This is a genomic window from Stappia sp. (genome assembly GCF_965276915.1).
GTDB lineage: Bacteria > Pseudomonadota > Alphaproteobacteria > Rhizobiales > Stappiaceae > Stappia.
Window position 1 is genome coordinate 3,421,992 of record NZ_OZ255709.1, and the last position, 17,579, is coordinate 3,439,570.

At 67.3% G+C, this 17,579-nt stretch carries 17 protein-coding genes and 2 tRNA genes; all 19 read right to left on the minus strand.

The annotated features are described in order from the left end of the window. Window positions 1-8: 8 nt before the first annotated feature. Entirely contained in the window at window positions 9-608 is a 600-nt protein-coding gene (locus tag ACQY46_RS15810; RefSeq protein ID WP_428696984.1) for an NADH-quinone oxidoreductase subunit C, read from the minus strand. Between the two features lie 64 nt (window positions 609-672). Continuing rightward, a complete protein-coding gene (locus ACQY46_RS15815) occupies window positions 673-1,251 on the minus strand; it encodes a NuoB/complex I 20 kDa subunit family protein (RefSeq protein WP_306028865.1) in 579 nt (192 codons plus the stop codon). Beyond that, entirely contained in the window at window positions 1,242-1,607 is a 366-nt protein-coding gene (locus ACQY46_RS15820; protein ID WP_306028864.1) for an NADH-quinone oxidoreductase subunit A, read from the minus strand. The genes ACQY46_RS15815 and ACQY46_RS15820 overlap by 10 nt, the downstream gene beginning before the upstream one ends. A 246-nt stretch (window positions 1,608-1,853) precedes the next feature. Then, window positions 1,854-2,672 (minus strand): class D beta-lactamase, encoded by an 819-nt coding sequence (gene blaOXA / locus ACQY46_RS15825; protein WP_428696985.1) that lies wholly within the window; start codon window positions 2,670-2,672, stop codon window positions 1,854-1,856. A 152-nt stretch (window positions 2,673-2,824) separates the two neighbouring features. After that, window positions 2,825-2,901: transfer RNA gene (locus tag ACQY46_RS15830), tRNA-Asp, on the minus strand. Window positions 2,902-2,942: 41 nt separating this feature from the next. Beyond that, window positions 2,943-3,019: transfer RNA gene (locus ACQY46_RS15835), tRNA-Asp, on the minus strand. Between the two features lie 233 nt (window positions 3,020-3,252). Beyond that, a complete protein-coding gene (locus ACQY46_RS15840; RefSeq protein WP_428696986.1) occupies window positions 3,253-4,614 on the minus strand; it encodes a peptidoglycan DD-metalloendopeptidase family protein in 1,362 nt (453 codons plus the stop codon). Between the two features lie 114 nt (window positions 4,615-4,728). Next, on the minus strand, window positions 4,729-5,427 hold the full coding sequence (locus ACQY46_RS15845) for a protein-L-isoaspartate(D-aspartate) O-methyltransferase (RefSeq protein ID WP_428696987.1): 699 nt from the start codon (window positions 5,425-5,427) through the stop codon (window positions 4,729-4,731). Window positions 5,428-5,456: 29 nt separating this feature from the next. Further along, a complete protein-coding gene (surE, locus tag ACQY46_RS15850) occupies window positions 5,457-6,215 on the minus strand; it encodes a 5'/3'-nucleotidase SurE (protein WP_428696988.1) in 759 nt (252 codons plus the stop codon). Continuing rightward, the gene (serS, locus tag ACQY46_RS15855; protein WP_428696989.1) at window positions 6,215-7,495 is read right to left on the minus strand and encodes a serine--tRNA ligase; all 1,281 of its coding nucleotides are present in this window, start codon (window positions 7,493-7,495) and stop codon (window positions 6,215-6,217) included. The genes surE and serS overlap by 1 nt, the downstream gene beginning before the upstream one ends. A gap of 67 nt (window positions 7,496-7,562) precedes the next feature. Continuing rightward, on the minus strand, window positions 7,563-8,345 hold the full coding sequence (gene tatC, locus ACQY46_RS15860; protein WP_428696990.1) for a twin-arginine translocase subunit TatC: 783 nt from the start codon (window positions 8,343-8,345) through the stop codon (window positions 7,563-7,565). Then, entirely contained in the window at window positions 8,342-8,881 is a 540-nt protein-coding gene (gene tatB / locus ACQY46_RS15865) for a Sec-independent protein translocase protein TatB (RefSeq protein ID WP_428696991.1), read from the minus strand. Before tatB ends, tatC begins: the two co-directional genes overlap by 4 nt. 128 nt (window positions 8,882-9,009) lie before the next feature. Then, complete coding sequence (locus tag ACQY46_RS15870) at window positions 9,010-9,243, minus strand: twin-arginine translocase TatA/TatE family subunit (RefSeq protein ID WP_306028856.1); 234 nt, start codon at window positions 9,241-9,243, stop codon at window positions 9,010-9,012. A gap of 97 nt (window positions 9,244-9,340) precedes the next feature. Continuing rightward, window positions 9,341-10,465 (minus strand): ABC transporter ATP-binding protein, encoded by a 1,125-nt coding sequence (locus ACQY46_RS15875; protein ID WP_428696992.1) that lies wholly within the window; start codon window positions 10,463-10,465, stop codon window positions 9,341-9,343. After that, window positions 10,449-11,084 carry an SMC-Scp complex subunit ScpB gene (scpB, locus tag ACQY46_RS15880; RefSeq protein WP_428700503.1) on the minus strand — a complete coding sequence of 212 codons (636 nt, stop codon included), beginning with the start codon at window positions 11,082-11,084 and terminating at the stop codon, window positions 10,449-10,451. Before scpB ends, ACQY46_RS15875 begins: the two co-directional genes overlap by 17 nt. Before the next feature lie 136 nt (window positions 11,085-11,220). Continuing rightward, complete coding sequence (locus ACQY46_RS15885; protein WP_428696993.1) at window positions 11,221-12,063, minus strand: segregation and condensation protein A; 843 nt, start codon at window positions 12,061-12,063, stop codon at window positions 11,221-11,223. A gap of 40 nt (window positions 12,064-12,103) precedes the next feature. After that, window positions 12,104-13,126 carry a beta-N-acetylhexosaminidase gene (gene nagZ / locus ACQY46_RS15890; protein WP_428696994.1) on the minus strand — a complete coding sequence of 341 codons (1,023 nt, stop codon included), beginning with the start codon at window positions 13,124-13,126 and terminating at the stop codon, window positions 12,104-12,106. A gap of 136 nt (window positions 13,127-13,262) precedes the next feature. After that, window positions 13,263-15,794, minus strand: coding sequence for an SPOR domain-containing protein (locus ACQY46_RS15895; protein ID WP_428696995.1), 2,532 nt, complete (start codon window positions 15,792-15,794; stop codon window positions 13,263-13,265). 11 nt (window positions 15,795-15,805) lie between these two features. Then, window positions 15,806-17,572 carry an arginine--tRNA ligase gene (gene argS, locus ACQY46_RS15900; protein ID WP_428696996.1) on the minus strand — a complete coding sequence of 589 codons (1,767 nt, stop codon included), beginning with the start codon at window positions 17,570-17,572 and terminating at the stop codon, window positions 15,806-15,808. Window positions 17,573-17,579 lie beyond the last annotated feature (7 nt).

Below are 17,579 nucleotides of genomic sequence, written 5' to 3' on the forward strand. Positions count from 1 at the left end.
GTGATCCCTCAGCTTGCCTTCTCGTCGCCCGGGAGCACGTAATCGACGCCCTCCCAGGGAGACATGAAGTCGAAGTCGCGGAACTCCTGGTTGAGCCGGACCGGCTCGTAGACCACCCGCTTCTTCTCGTCGTCGTAGCGAACCTCGACATAACCGGTCAGCGGGAAATCCTTGCGCAGCGGATAGCCGTCGAAGCCGTAGTCGGTGAGGATGCGCCGCAGGTCCGGATGGCCGGAAAACAGCACGCCGTACATGTCGTAGGTTTCGCGCTCGAACCACTCCGCACCGGCGAACACGTCGATGATCGAGGGAACCGGGGTCTCCTCGTCGGTCGTCACCTTGACCCGCACCCGCAGGTTCTGCACCGGCGAGAGGAAATGGTAGACCACCTCGAAGCGCCGGTCGCGCTTGGGCCAGTCGACACCGCAGATATCGACAAGGTTGACGAACAGGCAGCTGGAATCATCGCGCAGGAAGCGCACCACCTGGACGATATCCGAAGCCCGCGCGGCGAGCGTCAGCTCGCCATGGGCCACGGCGAAGCCGTCGAGGGCATCGCCCAGATGCGCCTGAATGTGTTCGCCAAGTTCGGCGAGCGTCTCGTCCATGATCCTGACCCGTCTTGTCGCGCCGGGGAGTTCGGACCCGCCCGGGGTCCGCGTTGGCGCAGGTTCAGCGTTCGATCGTACCGGTGCGGCGGATCTTCTTCTGCAGAAGAAGCACGCCGTAAAGCAGCGCCTCGGCGGTCGGGGGACAGCCGGGGACATAGATGTCGACCGGGACCACCCGGTCGCAGCCGCGCACCACCGAATAGGAATAGTGGTAGTAGCCGCCGCCATTGGCGCACGAGCCCATCGAGATGACATAGCGCGGCTCGGGCATCTGGTCGTAGACCTTGCGCAGCGCCGGCGCCATCTTGTTGGTCAGCGTGCCGGCGACGATCATCACGTCCGACTGGCGCGGCGAGGCGCGCGGCGCGAAACCGAAGCGCTCGACATCGTAGCGCGGCATCGACATCTGCATCATCTCGACCGCGCAGCAGGCAAGGCCGAATGTCATCCACATGAGCGAGCCGGTGCGCGCCCACTGGATCAGGTTGTCGGTGGCGGTGACGACGAAGCCCTTGTCGGCCAGTTCGTCGTTGATCTCGAGGAAGAACGGATCGCTGGCCCCGACCGGCTTGCCGGTGGCCGGATCGAGAATGCCCTTCGGAGCCTGGGCAACGAGCGGCTCGCGCGACGTCAGTCCCATTCCAGTGCTCCCTTTTTCCATTCGTAGATGAAGCCGACGGTCAGCACGCCGAGAAACGTCATCATCGATCCGAAGCCGTACCAGCCAAGATCGCCGAACGCGACCGCCCACGGAAACAGGAACGCCACTTCCAGGTCGAAGATGATGAACAGCAGCGCCACCAGGTAGAACCGGATGTCGAACTTCATCCGCGCGTCGTCGAATGCGTTGAAGCCGCACTCATAGGCCGACAGCTTCTCCGAATCGGGGTTCTGGTAAGCGAGAATGAACGGCGAAATCAGAAGCGCGAGACCGATGACGAGCGATACCCCGATGAAGACGAGGATCGGAACATAGTCTCTCAGGAGCTCTTCCATGTTCAAACGTGTCCTTGCGCCAGGCCCTCAGCACCGAAGTGCGCTTAACAGGCCGCGCGGACGCGGCCGAGCCTAATCCCGGCGATTGTGGCAGTGCGCGTGGAGAGGCGCGACCGCCAGTGCCCATAGGGGCACGCTTAGCCCACGCTCCACCGCAACGCAAGCCCGACGACGGTGTAATCGAAGCGGCATTTTCGCAAGCGCGAAATGACGTTGACGTCAATTTGAAGGCAAAGCCCGCGCACCTCAACGCGCGAAGCGCGCCGCCAGTTCGGGCCACTGCGCAACGAGCGCCTTGCGGGCACGGATACCCGGCGAGCCGCGCTGCCGGCTCTCGTCCTGAACCAGCCTTGCAAAGACCACCCGGCGCGCGCCCTTTTGCGCCCAGCCGACGAACCAGCCATGGCCGCGCGAGCGGTCGAAGCTGCCGTCCGCGCGGCGCGGATAGGCGCCGCCCGTCTTGCCCGCCATGCGCCAGCCCGCGCCCGGCTCGACGCTTTCCACGATCCCCTCGGCCTGCGCCATTGCCGCCTCCGACAGCGGCAGGGAGCGGTTCAGAAGGCCTTGGAGAAAGCGTGCCTGCTCGCGGGGCGAGATCTTCAGCGAGGAGGCGATCCAGGCGCGCTCCAGCCCGTTGTCCTTGCCCGGGTCGCCGGAAAAATCCGCGTTGCCGTAGCCGATCGCCCGGGCCCGCTCCTCCAGCCTCGCCGTCCCCAGCTTCCGCGCCATGCGCTGCGAATACCAGACCACCGAATATTTCATCCACCAGGCGGGATCGACATCCCCGCGCCACGGGTCGCCGCCCCAGTCGACCTCGCCCTTGGCGTAGGTCCAGACCGGCGCGTGCGGCCCGGCAAGGATGCCTTCCTCGAAACCGATGGCGGCAAGCGCCACCTTGAACGTCGAGGCCGGCGTCACCCGGCTGTCGCAGTCGCCCGCCTCCAGCAACGGCGCACCGTCCTGCGAATCAATGACAAGGGTGCAGACGACCCCCGCCTGCGCCGCGCCGATGCCGGCCAGAAGGATCAGGGTCGTCGCGGCACTCAGAACCGGCTTGATGATCACGATCAGTCCTTTCGCAAGAAACACCGTCAATGACCGCCAATGGAACCGGAAGGATGTTGCGAAAGTGTGATCCCGGCCGCGATGCCGCAGGGCCGCCAGGGGAACCCCGGCGGGGGGAATTTTCAGGATCTCGTGGGGAAATGTGGGGCGAGTGGCGCGAGTGACGGGGCTCGAACCCGCGACCTCCGGCGTGACAGGCCGGCACTCTAACCAACTGAGCTACACCCGCTCGCCCGCTTCGCATGCGCGAAGGGCTCCGTAAGAGGCAAGTGGCGCGAGTGACGGGGCTCGAACCCGCGACCTCCGGCGTGACAGGCCGGCACTCTAACCAACTGAGCTACACCCGCTTGGCCTCTTGGCGACACAAGGCCGCCGGGAGTGGCGGTGATGTACGGCGAGCCGCGCTTCAAGTCAAGCGCAAGCGGTCTCCCATTGTGACGTTTCTGCAAAGCGCCATGCCCGCCCTGCCCTGCCATCTGTGGAAAACGACGGGACAGGGGCCGGCACAACGCGCAACGGGCGCGCCGTCATGGCGCGCCCGTTCCGAAATCCGTCATTGCCGCAAGGGGCCAGGGCCGGTTTAGAGCCGCGCCAGATACAGCATCGGGTCGACCGGCTTGTTGCCGCGGCGCAATTCGAAGTGAAGCTGCGGCTGCGTCACAGAGCCGGTGGAACCGGCCTTGGCGACAGTCTGGCCGCGCTGCACGGTGTCGCCGCGCTTGACCAGCAATTCGCTGTTATGGGCATAGGCGGAGACCCAGCCATCGTCGTGGCGGACCAGCACGAGGCTGCCATAGCCCTTCAGCTCGTTGCCCGAGTAGATCACCGTGCCGTCCTCAACGGACTTGATCTCCGTGCCTTCCGGAAGGGCCAGGTTGATGCCGTCATTGCGCGCCCCGCCCGGCTTGGAGCCGAAGTCGGAAATGATCCGCCCCTTGGCGGGCCAGCGGAACCGGCGCTCGCTGTCGCCGGATGCAGCTCCCGTGTCGCGATTGACCGCGATCGGTGCCGTGGGTGCGGCCTCGACCCGCGCCACGCGCGGCGGAACCGGCTCGCTCGTCGAGGCTGACGGCGTACGGCTGGACAGGGTCGCCGGCTTGCGCTTCGGCTGAGCCCCGACGGACGGGGCATCGCTGCGCGTCGGCGTGGAGAGCGATGCGACGCGCACCGGCGCTCCGGGCTTTGCATGCGGCTTCGGAGCGTTTGCGGCGAAGGCCGCACCGGCCGGGATCGATCCGGTCACGCTCGGCGTCCCGCCGGCCGGCGGCAGGCGCACCGGCTGCGAGGGGGCCGCCGCCGCGATATTCGGGGCGCCATGGACATAGGTCGGAATGGTGACGCGCTGGCCGGCGGGGAACGACCCGTTCGGCTCCACCCCGTTGATTTCGGCCAGCACGTGCTGGGGAATGCCGTAGCGGCGCGACATGCTGGCGACGGTATCGCCGGACCTGGCGCTGACTTGCGTCGCGCCAGCCGTCGTCCAGCCGCGCACGGTGCGCTGCGCAGCCCCGGTGGAGGCATTCGACGACATGATCGCGCGGGCTTCGCCGTCATTCGTGACCGGCGTGGTCGACACGGTGCTTGCACGGGGTGTCGGCACGGATGCGAATGTTGCCGGACGCGTCGGCGTGGTCGGCGCGCGTGCCGGGATCGAGCCCGTGGAGATGCGAGAATTGGCCGGGGTCGGCGGCGGCAGGGTCGACCGCTCGACCCTCGCACTGGCCTGGGGGCGAGCATCGCTCCGCGGGCCGGCCGCGACATCGTCGAAGCTTGGCTGCGACGTGCCGAGCATGGCGCGCTGGTTCGCGGTGTTTCCGGTGAAGATGGGATCTTCGAAGCGCTCGACACCTCCGCTGCACGCCCCGGCAAGTGCGGCAAGCACAAGCACGATGGCGGTCTGCGAAAGCAGTCGGGATGAAGGACGGAAAGTCTGCATGGACATGGCGCTACTCGGACTGAAGACACCTGAGTTCGTTATGTCCGATTAAATGCCGGTAACGTTTATAAAGACTTAAAGCAGGCTGTTTTTACGTAAACCATCTGCAAACGATACCAGCTAGAGGCGGGTCGCCACCCCTTCGACCAGCGGCACGAAGCGCACATCCGCAAGCACCCGGCGCCCCAGCACCGCGCCCCGTCTTTCCACCATGACAAGCTGCTGGACGGTGCCCTTGGGGCCGAGCGGCAGGATCATCTTGCCGCCGTCAGCGAGTTGATCGGCCAGCGGCCGGGGAATGTCCGGGCCGGCCGCGGTGACCACGATCCGGTCGAAGGGCGCCTTCTCCGCCAGCCCTTCCAGCCCGTCGCAATGATGCACTTCGACGCTGCCGATCTTCAACGTCGCCAGCCGTTCGCGCGCAAGATCGACAAGCGTGCGGTAGCGCTCCAGCGAATGCACTTCGCCGGACAGATGGCCCAGGATCGCGGCCTGATAGCCCGATCCGGTGCCGACTTCGAGAACACGGTGTGCGGTCTGGACGTCGAGTGCCTCCGTCATCATCGCCACGAGGCTTGGCTGGGAGATGGTCTGGCCGCACTCGATCGGCAGGGCGCTGTCCATCGCGGCATGGCGCTGCAGCGCCGCCGACAGGAACAGCCGCCGCGGCACCCGCTCGATGGCCGAGAGCACCTTGTGGCTGCGGATGCCTTGCGAGCGCAGGCTCAGGATCAGCGCGGCATTGGCCTCGCGGTCGGCTTCCGCCTGTCGCGCGCCCGCATCCATCCGCTCGCCGATGTTGTCGCCGTCCTCGCTCAACGTTCCCTCCCCGCGCCCGCGCGGCAGGCTCAGGCCAAAAGGTCCTTCAGTTCGCCGATAACGTCGAAGGACGTCAAGTCGAGCTTCAGCGGCGTCACGGAAATGTACCGGTTGGCCAGCGCCGACAAGTCGGTATCGCGCGGCGGGTTCTCCTCCGCGTTGCGGAAGCCGAGCCAGTAATAGGGAACGCCGCGCCCGTCAGTGCGGGCATCGACGGCGAGCTCGCTGACCTTGCGCTTGCCCTGGCGGGTCACCTCGACACCGGCGACGGCGTCGGGCGCGCAGGCCGGGAAATTCAGGTTGAGCAGCGTGTCGGCGGGAAAGGTGAAACCGAGCAGCTTGCCGATCAGAGCCGGCGCATGCGCCACCGCGCAGGCGTAGTCCGCTCGCGCGCCTTCCGACCAGGCGACGGCCTGCGACAGCGCGATCGAGCGGATGCCCGTCAGCGTGCCCTCCATTGCGCCCGCGATGGTGCCCGAATAGGTGACGTCGTCGGCGGCGTTCTGGCCGCGATTGACACCGGACAGGATCAGGTCGGGCCGCTCGGGAAGGATCTCGCGCACGCCCATGATCACGCAATCGGTCGGCGTGCCGCGCACCGAGTAGCGCTGGTCGCCCAGCTTGCGCACCCGCAGCGGGTCATGCAGGGTCAGCGAATGCGCGACACCGCTCTGGTCGCTTTCCGGCGCCACGATCCACACGTCGTCGGAGAGTTCCCGCGCGATCTTTTCAAGCGCGGCGAAGCCTTCGGCATGAATGCCGTCGTCATTGGTCAGGAGAATGCGCATCAAAGTCCCTCGATGGTCTCGAGCCCGCCCATATAGGGCCGCAAGGCGTCGGGCACCGTGATGCTGCCGTCCGCGTTCTGATAGTTCTCAAGCACCGCGATCAGCGCCCGGCCGACGGCAATGCCCGATCCGTTGAGCGTGTGAACGAACTTCAATCCCTTCTCGCCCGCCGGGCGATAGCGGGCATTCATCCGCCGGGCCTGGAAGTCGTCGCAGACCGAACAGCTCGAAATCTCCCGATAGGCGTTCTGCCCCGGCAGCCAGACCTCGATGTCATAGGTCTTGCGGGCGCCGAAGCCCATGTCGCCGGCGCACAGCGCCATCACCCGGTAGGCAAGGCCGAGGCGCTTGAGCACCTCTTCGGCGCAAGCCGTCATGCGCTCCAGTTCCTCAAGCGAGCCCTCCGGCCGCGTCACCGACACAAGCTCGCATTTCCAGAACTGGTGCTGGCGCAGCATGCCGCGAACGTCGCGTCCGGCAGATCCGGCTTCCGAGCGGAAGCACGGGGTCAGCGCCGTGACGCGCAAGGGCAGTTCGGCCTCGTCGAGGATCTCGCCGGCGACCATGTTGGTCAGCGGCACCTCGGCGGTCGGGATCAGCCAGCGGCCGTCGGTGGTCCGGAAGAGATCCTCGGCGAATTTCGGCAGCTGCGAGGTCCCGAAAAGCGCCTCGTCGCGCACCAAGAGCGGCGGCGCCACTTCCATGTAGCCGTGCTCGCCGGTCTGCAGGTCCATCATGAACTGGCCGAGCGCGCGTTCCAGCCGCGCAAGCTTGCCCTGCAGCATCACGAAACGCGACCCGGACATGCGCCCGGCGCGCTCGAAGGCAAGCCCGGCCTGGATGCCGGAAATCTCGAAATGCTCCTTCGGCGCGAAACCGAGGACCGGCGGCGTGCCGACGGCGCGCAGTTCCACGTTGTCGCTCTCGTCGGCGCCTTCGGGAACATCGTCATGCGGCATGTTGGGAAGGACCGACAGGGCGTCGTGGAGCTCGGCCGTGATCTGGCGCTCGCGCTCCTCGCCGTCCTGGATCGCGGCCTTGAGCTTGGCGACCTCGTCGATGACCGCCTGCGCGGCCGCCTCGTCGCCCGACGCCTTCGCCTTGCCGATTTCCCTGGAGGCGGCGTTGCGGCGCTCCTGGGCCTGCTGGAGTTCGGCGATCAGCGCGCGGCGGCGGTCGTCGATGTCGACGAGCGCCCCGGCCTGCGGGCCGAGACCGCGCCGTTTCATGGCATGATCGAAAGCCGCGGCATTGTCGCGGATCCACTTGATGTCGAACATGAAAGAACCCCGGGATAGGTACGCGCGCGCCGTTGCGGCGGCAGAAGAACCCGGCCCGGAATGCTGCTCAGGCGTCCGCCTCGGCAGCCTCCCGCTCGGCCCGCTTCTTCTCGACCAGCCGGACGCAAATGATCGACACTTCGTAGAGAAGCAGGGTGGGAAGTGCAAGGCCGATCTGGCTGATCGGATCGGGCGGCGTCAGCACCGCGGCCAGCACGAAGCCGATGACGATCGCGTATTTGCGCTTCGCCCGCAGGCCCTCGGCGGTCACGATACCGACCCGGCCGAGCAGCGTCAGCAGGACAGGCAGCTGGAAGACGAGACCGAAGGCGAAGATCAGCGTCATGATCAGCCCGAGATACTCGCTCACCCGCGCCATCAGCTGGATCTTGGCCTGGCCGTCCGTGCCGTCCTGCTCCATCGACAGGAAGAAGCCCATGGCAAGCGGCATGATCAGGAAGAACACCAGCGAGGCGCCGATGCTGAACAGGATCGGGGTCGCCACCAGGAACGGCAGGAAGGCGCCGCGCTCGTGCTTGTAGAGGCCGGGCGCGACGAACATGTAGAGCTGCGAGGCGATCACCGGGAAGGCGATGAACAGCGCGCCGAAGAAGGCGAGCTTCAACTGGGTGAAGAACAGCTCCTGCGGCGCGGTGAAGATCATTTCCACCTGGCGGCCGGCGGCGTTCTCGTAGGGGATGATCAGGATGTTGTAGATGGTCTGCGAAAAGTAGAAGCAGACGATGAAGGCGATGAGCACCGCCACCACGGTCTTCAGCAACCGGCTGCGCAGTTCGATCAAGTGCTCGATCAGCGGCGCCTTGGAGGCGTCGATATCATCCTGGCTCATGCCTTGCCGTCACCCGCCGTCTTGGGCGCCTGTTCGTCGTTGTCGCCCTGCGCCTCTGCGGATGCACCGGCAGAAGTCGCGGGGCCTTGCGTGTCCGCCCCGCCCTGCGGACCGGCGGCAGCGGGAGCATCCCCGGCATCCGCCGCCGCGTCCGTCTTGCCGGAAGGCGCGTCAGTCGCGGCCGACTGCCCCCCTGCCGACTGGGTCCCTGCCGACTGGGTTCCTGCCGACTGGGCTCCGGCCGCCTTCGCCTTGGGCTTGCTCGCCTTGTCGACATTGATGGATTTCTTGAGATCGCCGAGCGGATCGAAATTCGCGGCCTTCTCGACCTGCGACTTCATGTCGGCAAGGTCGGCCTGCTGCTCGGCCTCGCGCAGCGCCTCGTTGAATGTCGACTGGAAATCACTCGCCATGCGGCGCACCTTCCCCAGCGTCTGACCAAAGGTCCGCAGCATGCGCGGCAGGTCCTTCGGTCCGACGACGAGGATCATGACGACGGCGACAACCAGCAGTTCCGTCCAGCCGATATCGAACATCTGGGTCCGTTTTCCGCGCTCGCGAGGTCACAACACCGCGGCTCCGGGGACCACTTGAGTGGACCGGATGCCGGGCAGGCCGTGCCCGCCGGCGACCGAGTGCGCCGACCGGCCGGGCGTGATGGCGCTCAGCCCGCCTGGGACTTGTCTTCGGACTTGTTGGTGACGACCGTCTCGTCCGCCTTGTGGTCGATGGTCTTGGCACCGTCGGCCGTGGTGGCGTCGTCGTCCTCGTTGAGCCCCTTCTTGAAGCTCTTGATGCCCTTTGCGACGTCTCCCATCAGCTCGGAGATCTTGCCGCGACCGAACAGCAGAACAACGATCACCGCGATGATCAGGATCTGCCAAATGCTGATACCCATACGCCAACTCCCTGGTCTTTCCGGTGCACGCGCTCCGGCGCGGCACTATTGCAACAAAGCGGTCGCGACCGCAACCAACCGTTTCCGCCGATCCCGGTCAATCGACCGGACGGGCAAAGGCGAGCACGTCGCGCGCGTCGATCCGCACGCCGACATCCATGCCCACGGCAAAGCGTCCCCCGTCGCGGATGCGCGCCTGCAGCGGCAGTTCGAGCCCGTCGACGGCCACCTCGACAAGGTCGACCTCGCCGATGAAACGGCGGCGCATGATGCGCCCCGAGCGCCCCTCGCCCGGTTCGCCCAGCACGATGCCCTGCGGCCGGACACACACGTCCACCGCGGTGCCGGCGGCGATGTCGGGCGCCGGATGACGACCGAAGATCGTTTCGACCTCGCCCTCCCCCGCCACGGCGTCAAGCTCGTTCAGCTCGGAGAAGAAGCGGGCGACGAACATGTCGACCGGATGATTGTAGAGGTCGTTGGCGCTGCCCAGCTGCACCAGGCGGCCCTTGCGCATCAGGGCGATCCTGTCGCCCATGCGCATCGCCTCCTCCGGATCGTGGGTCACCAGCATGCAGGTGGCGCGCGTCTCGCGCAGCACCGACAGCGTCTCGTCGCGCACCGTGTCGCGCAGCCGCCGGTCGAGGCCGGAGAACGGCTCGTCCATCAAGAGCACGCCGGGACGCGGCGCGATGGCGCGCGCCAGCGCCACCCGCTGCTGCTCGCCGCCGGACAGCGCATGCGGATAGTCCTGTGCATGATCGTAAAGGCCGACCCGCGTCAACGCGTTGAGCGCCGTGCGCTGCGCCTCCGCCTTGCCCAGATGGGTCAGGCCGAAGGCGACATTGTCGGCGATCGTCAGATGCGGAAACAGCGCGTAGTCCTGGAACATCAACCCGACGCCGCGCTTTTCCGGCGGCTGGAACACGCTCGGGCCGGCGACCTCGCGCTCGTTGATCAGCACCCGGCCCGCGCTCTGCCGCTCGACGCCGGCGGCGATCCTGAGCAGGGTGGTCTTGCCGCAGCCGGAATGGCCGAGCAGGCAGAGAACCTCGCCTGGCTCAACCGTCAGGTCGACCGAACGCACCGCCGCAAGCCCCGCATAGGCGTGGCTGACGGCCTCGAAGGCCAGCCTGGCGGCGATGGTCGCGCCCGCCGTACCGCGCACGCCCCAGCGTTTCAGCGCCGTGTCGTTGGCAGCCGGCTCAGCCATGGTCGTCATGTTCGGCCTCGCCGCTCGTATCGTCCAGGTCGAACAGTTCGTCGTCCTCGATCGGGTCTTCCTCCGCGCCCAGCTCCGCCGAATCGTTCGGCACCGGAACGGTGAAGCCGGCCGGCACGGCGCTGTCGAGAAGGCCCGTGCCCTTCAGTTCCTCAAGTCCCGGCAGGTCGCCGACGGAGGCCAGCATGAAATGCTCCAGGAATGCGTCCGTGGTGCCGTAGGTAACGGGGCGCCCGGGCGTCCGTCGCCGGCCGCGCATGCGTATCCAGCCGGTTTCCAGCAACACGTCGACCGTGCCCTTCGATGTCGAGACGCCGCGGATTTCCTCGATCTCGGCCCGCGTCACCGGCTGGTGGTAGGCGATGATCGCCAGCGTCTCCAGCGCCGCGCGCGACAGCCGGCGCTCCTCGACCTGTTCGCGGGCAAGCAGGTAGGACAGGTCCTCGGCGGTGCGAAAGCCGTATTTGCCGCCGATCTCGATGACATTGACCCCGCGCGTGGCGTAGATCCGCCGGAGCTCGGCAACCAGCGCCGGGATGTCGGCACCCGCCGGCAGGCGAATGGCGAGTTCCTCGGCGCTCAGCAGGTCGCGGGAAGCGAAAAGCAGCGCCTCGACCATGCGCACGCCGCTGGCCAGCGCCAGTGCCCTCTCGCTGTCGGACAGTGCCTCGCCGCCGCCCGTCTCCGGTGCGCCATCACGCGTCGCGGCATTCATGTCGTCGCCCTGCGCGGTCTGCTCTCGGCCGCCTGTCACGTCACGCCTCGTTGTCTTCCGGCCCGCTCTCCACCGCGATGTCGCGATTCGGATCGGGCACCTTGCGCCTCAGGTAGAGCGGGGCGAAAGGCTCCGCCTGACGCAGTTCCAGTTCTCCCTCGCGCACCAGTTCCAGGCTCGCGGAAAAGCTGCTGGCCAGAACGGTGCTCGCCTGCCCCGCCTCGCCGATATATCTCGACAGATAGGTGTCCAGCGGCGCCCAGTCCATATGCAATCCGACCAGCCGTGTCAGCAGGTCGCGGGCTTCCTGCAGCGACCAGACGGTTCTCCTGCGCACGTGAACCGAGGTCACCGAGGTTCGCTGGCGCTGCGCGGCATAGGCGATCAGGAGGTCGTAGAGCGACGCCGTCCAGGCGCTGCGCCGGGCGATGGAGACGGCTTCCGGCTTGCCCCGGGCAAAGACGTCGCGCCCCGAGCGGTTGCGGTTCATCAGCTTTTCCGAGGCCTCGCGCATCGCCTCCAGGCGGCGCAGGCGGAAGGCAAGGGCCGCCGCCATTTCCTCGCCGGTAAGCTGGTCCTCGTCCTTCTGCTCGGGAATGAGCAGCCGCGACTTCAGATAGGCGAGCCAGGCGGCCATGACGAGATAGTCGGCGGCCAGCTCCAGCCGCAGCCGGCGCGCCTCCGCGACAAAGCCCAGATACTGCTCCACAAGCGCCAGGATCGATATGCGGGCAAGGTCGACCTTCTGCTTGCGGGCGAGCGTCAGCAGCAGGTCGAGCGGCCCTTCGAAGCCGTCGACATCCACCACCAGCGCCGGATCGGTCGTCGCACGGTCGGCTGCGCCTGCGACCGGATCCGGATCCTCGAAAAAGGTGTCCTGCACCCCTGCCCCCAACTCGGTTCCAGATCGGTTCCATCCGTTTTTAGGACAGTGCGGCCGCCTCCGCCAGCAAAGCCTCGTACTCGGCCCGCGCCTCGGCGCGGTCGAACGGCAGCCCCGGGCGCCAGGCGGCAAGGGCGGCCTGCGCCCGGCGCTCCGCCTCTCCAGCCAGAACGGGGCTCGCCCGCGCCACCTCGATCATCTCGTCCATTTCGCCATTGCAGTGGAGCGCCATGTCGCAACCGGCGTCAAAAAGCCTGGCAACGCGGTCATGGACGTCCCCGCCGAGCGCCTTCATCGACAGGTCGTCGCTCATCAGCAGCCCGTCGAAACCGATCCGTCCGCGAACGATCCCGTCGATCACCCGGAGCGACTGGGTCGCGCAGCAGTCCGGGTCCAGCCCGGTGAAGACCACATGCGCCGTCATCGCCATCGGCAGGTCGGCAAGCGCGCGAAACGGCGCGAAATCGACCGCCTCCAGCGCCGCCGGGTCGGCGTCCACCACCGGCAGCTCATAGTGACTGTCGACGCGTGCCCGCCCGTGTCCGGGCATGTGCTTGACCACCGGCAGCACCCCGGAGGTCATCAGCCCCTCGGCGAAGGCGCGCCCGATCTCCGTCACGGTATCGGCGTCCGGCCCGTATGCCCTGTCGCCGATCGCCTGGCTGGTGAGCGGGGTGGGCACATCGAGGATCGGCGCGCAGTCGACGGTGATGCCGAGCCCGGCAAGGTCGGCGCCGATCAGCCGGCCGCCCAGATACGCCGCCCGCCTGCCCGCCTCGCGCGAGGCCGCGAACAGGCGCCCGTAAACGGCTCCCGCCGGGTAGTCGTCGACAAGCGGGGGACGCAGCCGGCGAACCCTCCCGCCTTCCTGATCGATCAGGACGGGTGCGTTGGAGACCCCGACGACGGACCGGAAGTCATCCGCCAGGGCGCGAATCCGCTCGCTCGAGATGCAATTGCGGGAAAACAGGATCAGGCCCCAGGGTCGCTCCCTTGCGAAGAACGCGCGCTCCTCCGCGCTCAGGGTTTCACCCGCGCAACCCGCGATGAAGGCCTTCGTCATGATCGCTCCGCACTTTCCCGCTTCCCGCCGGCCCGGCGCGGAAGCCCTTACAGAAAACGGGCGGAACGCACCGCGTCCGCCCGTTTGAAATGTCTTTTGCATGCAGCACGGCCAGAGGCAACCCCGGGGCCTGCCCCTAGTTGCGACGTACGAAACAGTCGCCGCCGGCCGATTTCAGCCGCTCGCAGAGCGAGATCGCATCATCGCGGGAGCCGGCGGGAATGCGCACCCGGTAGAAGGTGCCCCGATCGCCCAGATCGGCCCGCTGGATCACCGGCGACACACCGCCAAGGACCGAACCGTAGCGCCGCTGCAGATCGTTGAACGCGGTCTGCGCCTGTTCCTGCGTGCGCTGCGAGGAAACCTGCACGATATAGGCGCCGGACGGGATCGAGGCGCTGCTTGCCGCCGGAGCGGAAGCGGTTTGCACCGGTGCCGCGGGCGCGCTCTGCGTGTTTTGGGCGCGACCCGCCTGGGCCGTCAGGTCGAGCGGTGCCGGGGAGCTGCTCGCCGGCGTTGCCTGTCGGTTGACGGCAAGCGGCGGCGCCGCGCTCGAAGCGAGCGTGTCGATATCGCCCGGCTTGATGCGCGGCACGTTGGCCGGCGCATCGGTGCCGGTCGTGCTCGCGGTCGCGGCCGAAACGTCGCCCGGGGCCTGCGTTGCCGGTCCGCCATCCGGCACGATCGCCGTGGTGCGCACCTGACGCGCGGCATCGGCGACCTGCTGTGCGGTCTGCCCCGCGTTCTGTCCTGCGGCCGGCACGACGGGTTGCTGACCGGCATCCGTGCCCACCACGCGCGGCGCGGCATCGGTGCCCGGCACCCGGAGATCGGCCGGTGTCGTCACCGCACCCGGCTGGGCGGCGGCATCGGGTTGGGTTTCCGGGCCGGCGGTCACCGGCTCGTCGCTGGAAATGATGGTGCCGTCCGGACGCACGACGACCGTGCGCACACGGCGCGGTCCCGCCGGAACATTGCTTTGCGAGGTGCCCGCGGTGTCCGGCGCCGGCGGCAGCGATGCCACGGGCGTCTGGTCCTGCAGGACCAGACGCTCGTCGCGCGGCGTTTCGACGCCGCCGACACGGTCGTAGATCAGTTTGCTCTGCCCGTTCGCCGGCGGCTCCTGCCCTTCCGGGTAGACCTTCATCGGCTCGCCATCGGAGGTGATCACCGGCGGCGGACCGCTGGCCTCGTCGCCGAAGTCCATGACGGCGAACGCGCCGCCGCCAAGCACGACAAGTCCCAGAACCGCGGCGGCCGCATAGAGCCCGCGGCGCGATTTCTGTTCGGGCGCCGCCTCTTCCCCGCCCTGGGAATGCGGCGGCAGCACGCCATGACCGCCCAGCTGCGGATCGCCCTCGCGCATGGCCTGGGCAACCTCGTCGAGATCGTATCCGCCCGGCGGCGGCGGGGCCTCGGGATCGCTCTGGAAGATATCGTCGACAGCCTCGTCAAAGCCTTCGCCCGCATAGGCGGATGCATGAGACCCCTGCGCCGGCGTCGCCAGCAGCCGATCGTCTTCCAGCAGCAGGTCGTCAAGCTGCTCGTCCTCGAACGCGGGTTCCCCGGCATATCCGCTTGCCTGTGCCGGGTAGCGCGAATCGACCTGATAGGGATCGTCCTGCGGCTGGACAGGCGCGCCGGCCTGCGGCCGGCCGGCCCCCATCGCGCCAAGCAGTTCGTCTTCGAGCGATGCGCTCAGGTCGTCGGTCAGCGCCCGTTCGCGGGTCGGCGTCGCATCGAAATCGGTGTCGAAACCGGCCGGCGCGCCGAATGCCGACTGCATCGGGACCTGGCCCTCATAGGGATCGCGGGTCGGAGCGCCGAGATCGGCCTCGTCGAAGCGCGCCTCGTCCCTGTAGGGGTCGGCGTAGGGTTCGGCGTAGGGTTCGGCGGCAAACTCTTCGGCATGGCCGGCAGGTGCAACCGGTTGTTGGCCATAGGCATCGGCCGGCAGGGCCGGTTCGGGCGTGACTGAACGCGGATCGAAGACCGGATCAAGGGGCGCGCCTTCGCCCGGATAGGCTTCGGCGCCATGGGCCCAGCCATGGTGGCCGGCATCGGCCTCGTCCGCTCCGGCATGGCCCTCGTCCGCATAGGCCGCGGGTTCGTAGGGGTCATGCGGTGCATAAGCCTGCGGAGTGTGGACGGGTTCGGACGCATAGGGGTCGTGGACCGCCGGCTCCCGGGGAGCATGCACCCGCGGCTCGTAAACCTCTTCCGCATAGGCTTGCGGCGCCGGACCGGCATCGTCCGCATAAGGCTCTTCGTAATAGCCCTCTTCGGAATATCCGGCATCCGCCGCCGGTTCCTCGCGATACGCGGGCTCCGGCGCATAGCCGCCGAAATCGTCCGAAAGGCCGGCCTCCAGGTCACGCGCCCAGGCTTCGTGGTCGATCAGGTCCCGGCGCGCGTCGTAGCTGCCGCGCGGTGCTTCGGGCTCGTCGACCTCGGCGGGATCCACCAGCGCGACAGGCCGGTACTTCGCGTTCCCCTCGCTGACAATGCGTGCGAGCTCGACAAGCGGATCCTCGTCGAACCCGGCATGCCCGTCATCGGCGCGATAGCGGTCGTCGCGCGGGTCGGGACCTCCGGCCGGATAGTTCGAGCGATTGGACATGGTGCTGAGGACTTCCCCGCTGGCTGCGGCGCGCGTACGCGCCGACATGACACCCCGCCCTACCGCATCTCCTCAGGAGCCGCCACGCCAAGAATGCCAAGGCCGGAGGCTAGAACAAGGGAGACCGCACGTACGAGACCAAGGCGGGCCAGTGTTGTTTGTCGATCTTCAGCGTTAATAAAACGTAATTGCGGCGAATCCTTGCCTTTATTCCATTGAGAATGCAGGGCACTGGCCAGTTCGTGCAGGTAGAAAGACACCCGGTGCGGCTCGTGTGCTTCCGCCGCGCTTTCCACAAGCCGCGGCCATGCCGCAAGCTTCGCCGCGATGTCGCGCTCGCCCGAATCGGTGAGGCCGGAAAAGTCGATGTCCGACAAGGCCTTCGCCGAGAGATCGATGCCCCCGAATTCCTCGCCCGCCTGACGCAATACCGAGCTGCAACGTGCATGGCCGTATTGCACGTAGAAGACGGGATTGTCCTTCGACTGTTCCGTCACCTTCTTGAAATCGAAGTCCAGCGGCGCGTCGTTCTTGCGATACAGCATCATGAAGCGCACGGGATCGCAGCCGACCTCCTCGACAACCTCGCGCAGCGTGATGAACTCGCCCGACCGCTTCGACATGGTCACCTGCTCGCCGGCGCGGAACAGCTTCACCAGCTGGCAAAGCCGCACGATCACCTTGGCATCGCCGCCCGAAATCGCCCGGCCGACCGCCTCCAGCCGCTTCACGTAGCCGCCGTGGTCGGCGCCCAGGATGAAGATCATTTCCTTGAAGCCGCGCTCGTATTTCGACAGGAAATAGGCAACGTCGGCGGCGAAATACGTGTAGGAACCGTCCGACTTCTTCAGCGGCCGGTCGATGTCGTCGCCAAAGGCGGTGGCGCGAAACAGCGTCTGCTCGCGGTCTTCCCAGTCTTCGGGCAGCTGCCCCTTGGGCGGCGGCAGCGTGCCTTCATAGACGAAGTCGCGCGCGCGCAGTTCATCGAGCATCCGGTCGATCGGCGAGCTGTTGCCCTCGCCCCGCGCATGCAGGGTGCGTTCGGAAAAGAACTCCTCGTGATGGACGTTGAGCAGCGCCAGGTCCGCGCGGATCAGTCCCATCATCGCCGCGATCGTGGCTTCCTCGACCAGGGGCAGACGCTCGGCATCGCTCATGGCCAGAAGCGCATCGCCATGTTCGTCCGCAAGCGCCTTGCCGACCGGCACCAGATAGTCGCCCGGATAGAGCCCTTCCGGGATCGCGCCGATATCCTCGCCCAGCGCCTCGCGGTAACGCAGGAATGCGGAATTGGCGAGCACGTCGACCTGGGAGCCCGCATCGTTGATGTAATACTCGCGGGTGACGTCATAGCCCGCGAAATCGAGCAGGGAAGCAAGCGCATCGCCCACAACGGCGCCCCGGCAATGGCCGACATGCATCGGCCCGGTCGGATTGGCCGACACGTATTCGACATTGACCTTCAGCCCGCCGCCCATGGCCGAGCGCCCGAAGTCGGTACCGCTCTCCAGCACCGCCTTCAGCACCCGCGCCCAGACGCTGTCGGCAAGCCGCAGGTTGATGAAGCCCGGACCCGCGACCTCGGCGCTGACGATATCCTCGTTGCGCGCCAGAACGGCGCCAAGGCTTTCGGCCAGCGCGCGCGGATTGGTCTTCAGCGGCTTTGCCAGCACCATCGCCGCATTGGTCGCAAGATCGCCATGGGCGCTGTCGCGCGGCGGCTCCACCACGCATCGCTGCAACAGGTCCGCTCCGACCTCCCCTCCCGGATGGAGTTCGAGGATCGCGGCCCGCACAAGCTCGGCATAGTGGCTGAAGATGTTCATCGCGTTC

What these genes read in the sequence shown, in the direction of transcription:
- ACQY46_RS15810 (WP_428696984.1), bottom strand. Translation starts at nt 608, where the DNA reads ATGGACGAGACGCTCGCCGAACTTGGCGAACACATTCAGGCGCATCTG.
- ACQY46_RS15815 (WP_306028865.1), bottom strand. Translation starts at nt 1,251, where the DNA reads ATGGGACTGACGTCGCGCGAGCCGCTCGTTGCCCAGGCTCCGAAGGGC.
- ACQY46_RS15820 (WP_306028864.1), bottom strand. Translation starts at nt 1,607, where the DNA reads ATGGAAGAGCTCCTGAGAGACTATGTTCCGATCCTCGTCTTCATCGGG.
- ACQY46_RS15840 (WP_428696986.1), bottom strand. Translation starts at nt 4,614, where the DNA reads ATGTCCATGCAGACTTTCCGTCCTTCATCCCGACTGCTTTCGCAGACC.
- surE (WP_428696988.1), bottom strand. Translation starts at nt 6,215, where the DNA reads ATGCGCATTCTCCTGACCAATGACGACGGCATTCATGCCGAAGGCTTC.
- serS (WP_428696989.1), bottom strand. Translation starts at nt 7,495, where the DNA reads ATGTTCGACATCAAGTGGATCCGCGACAATGCCGCGGCTTTCGATCAT.
- tatC (WP_428696990.1), bottom strand. Translation starts at nt 8,345, where the DNA reads ATGAGCCAGGATGATATCGACGCCTCCAAGGCGCCGCTGATCGAGCAC.
- tatB (WP_428696991.1), bottom strand. Translation starts at nt 8,881, where the DNA reads ATGTTCGATATCGGCTGGACGGAACTGCTGGTTGTCGCCGTCGTCATG.
- ACQY46_RS15870 (WP_306028856.1), bottom strand. Translation starts at nt 9,243, where the DNA reads ATGGGTATCAGCATTTGGCAGATCCTGATCATCGCGGTGATCGTTGTT.
- ACQY46_RS15875 (WP_428696992.1), bottom strand. Translation starts at nt 10,465, where the DNA reads ATGACGACCATGGCTGAGCCGGCTGCCAACGACACGGCGCTGAAACGC.
- scpB (WP_428700503.1), bottom strand. Translation starts at nt 11,084, where the DNA reads ATGGTCGAGGCGCTGCTTTTCGCTTCCCGCGACCTGCTGAGCGCCGAG.
- nagZ (WP_428696994.1), bottom strand. Translation starts at nt 13,126, where the DNA reads ATGACGAAGGCCTTCATCGCGGGTTGCGCGGGTGAAACCCTGAGCGCG.
- ACQY46_RS15895 (WP_428696995.1), bottom strand. Translation starts at nt 15,794, where the DNA reads ATGTCGGCGCGTACGCGCGCCGCAGCCAGCGGGGAAGTCCTCAGCACC.
- argS (WP_428696996.1), bottom strand. Translation starts at nt 17,572, where the DNA reads ATGAACATCTTCAGCCACTATGCCGAGCTTGTGCGGGCCGCGATCCTC.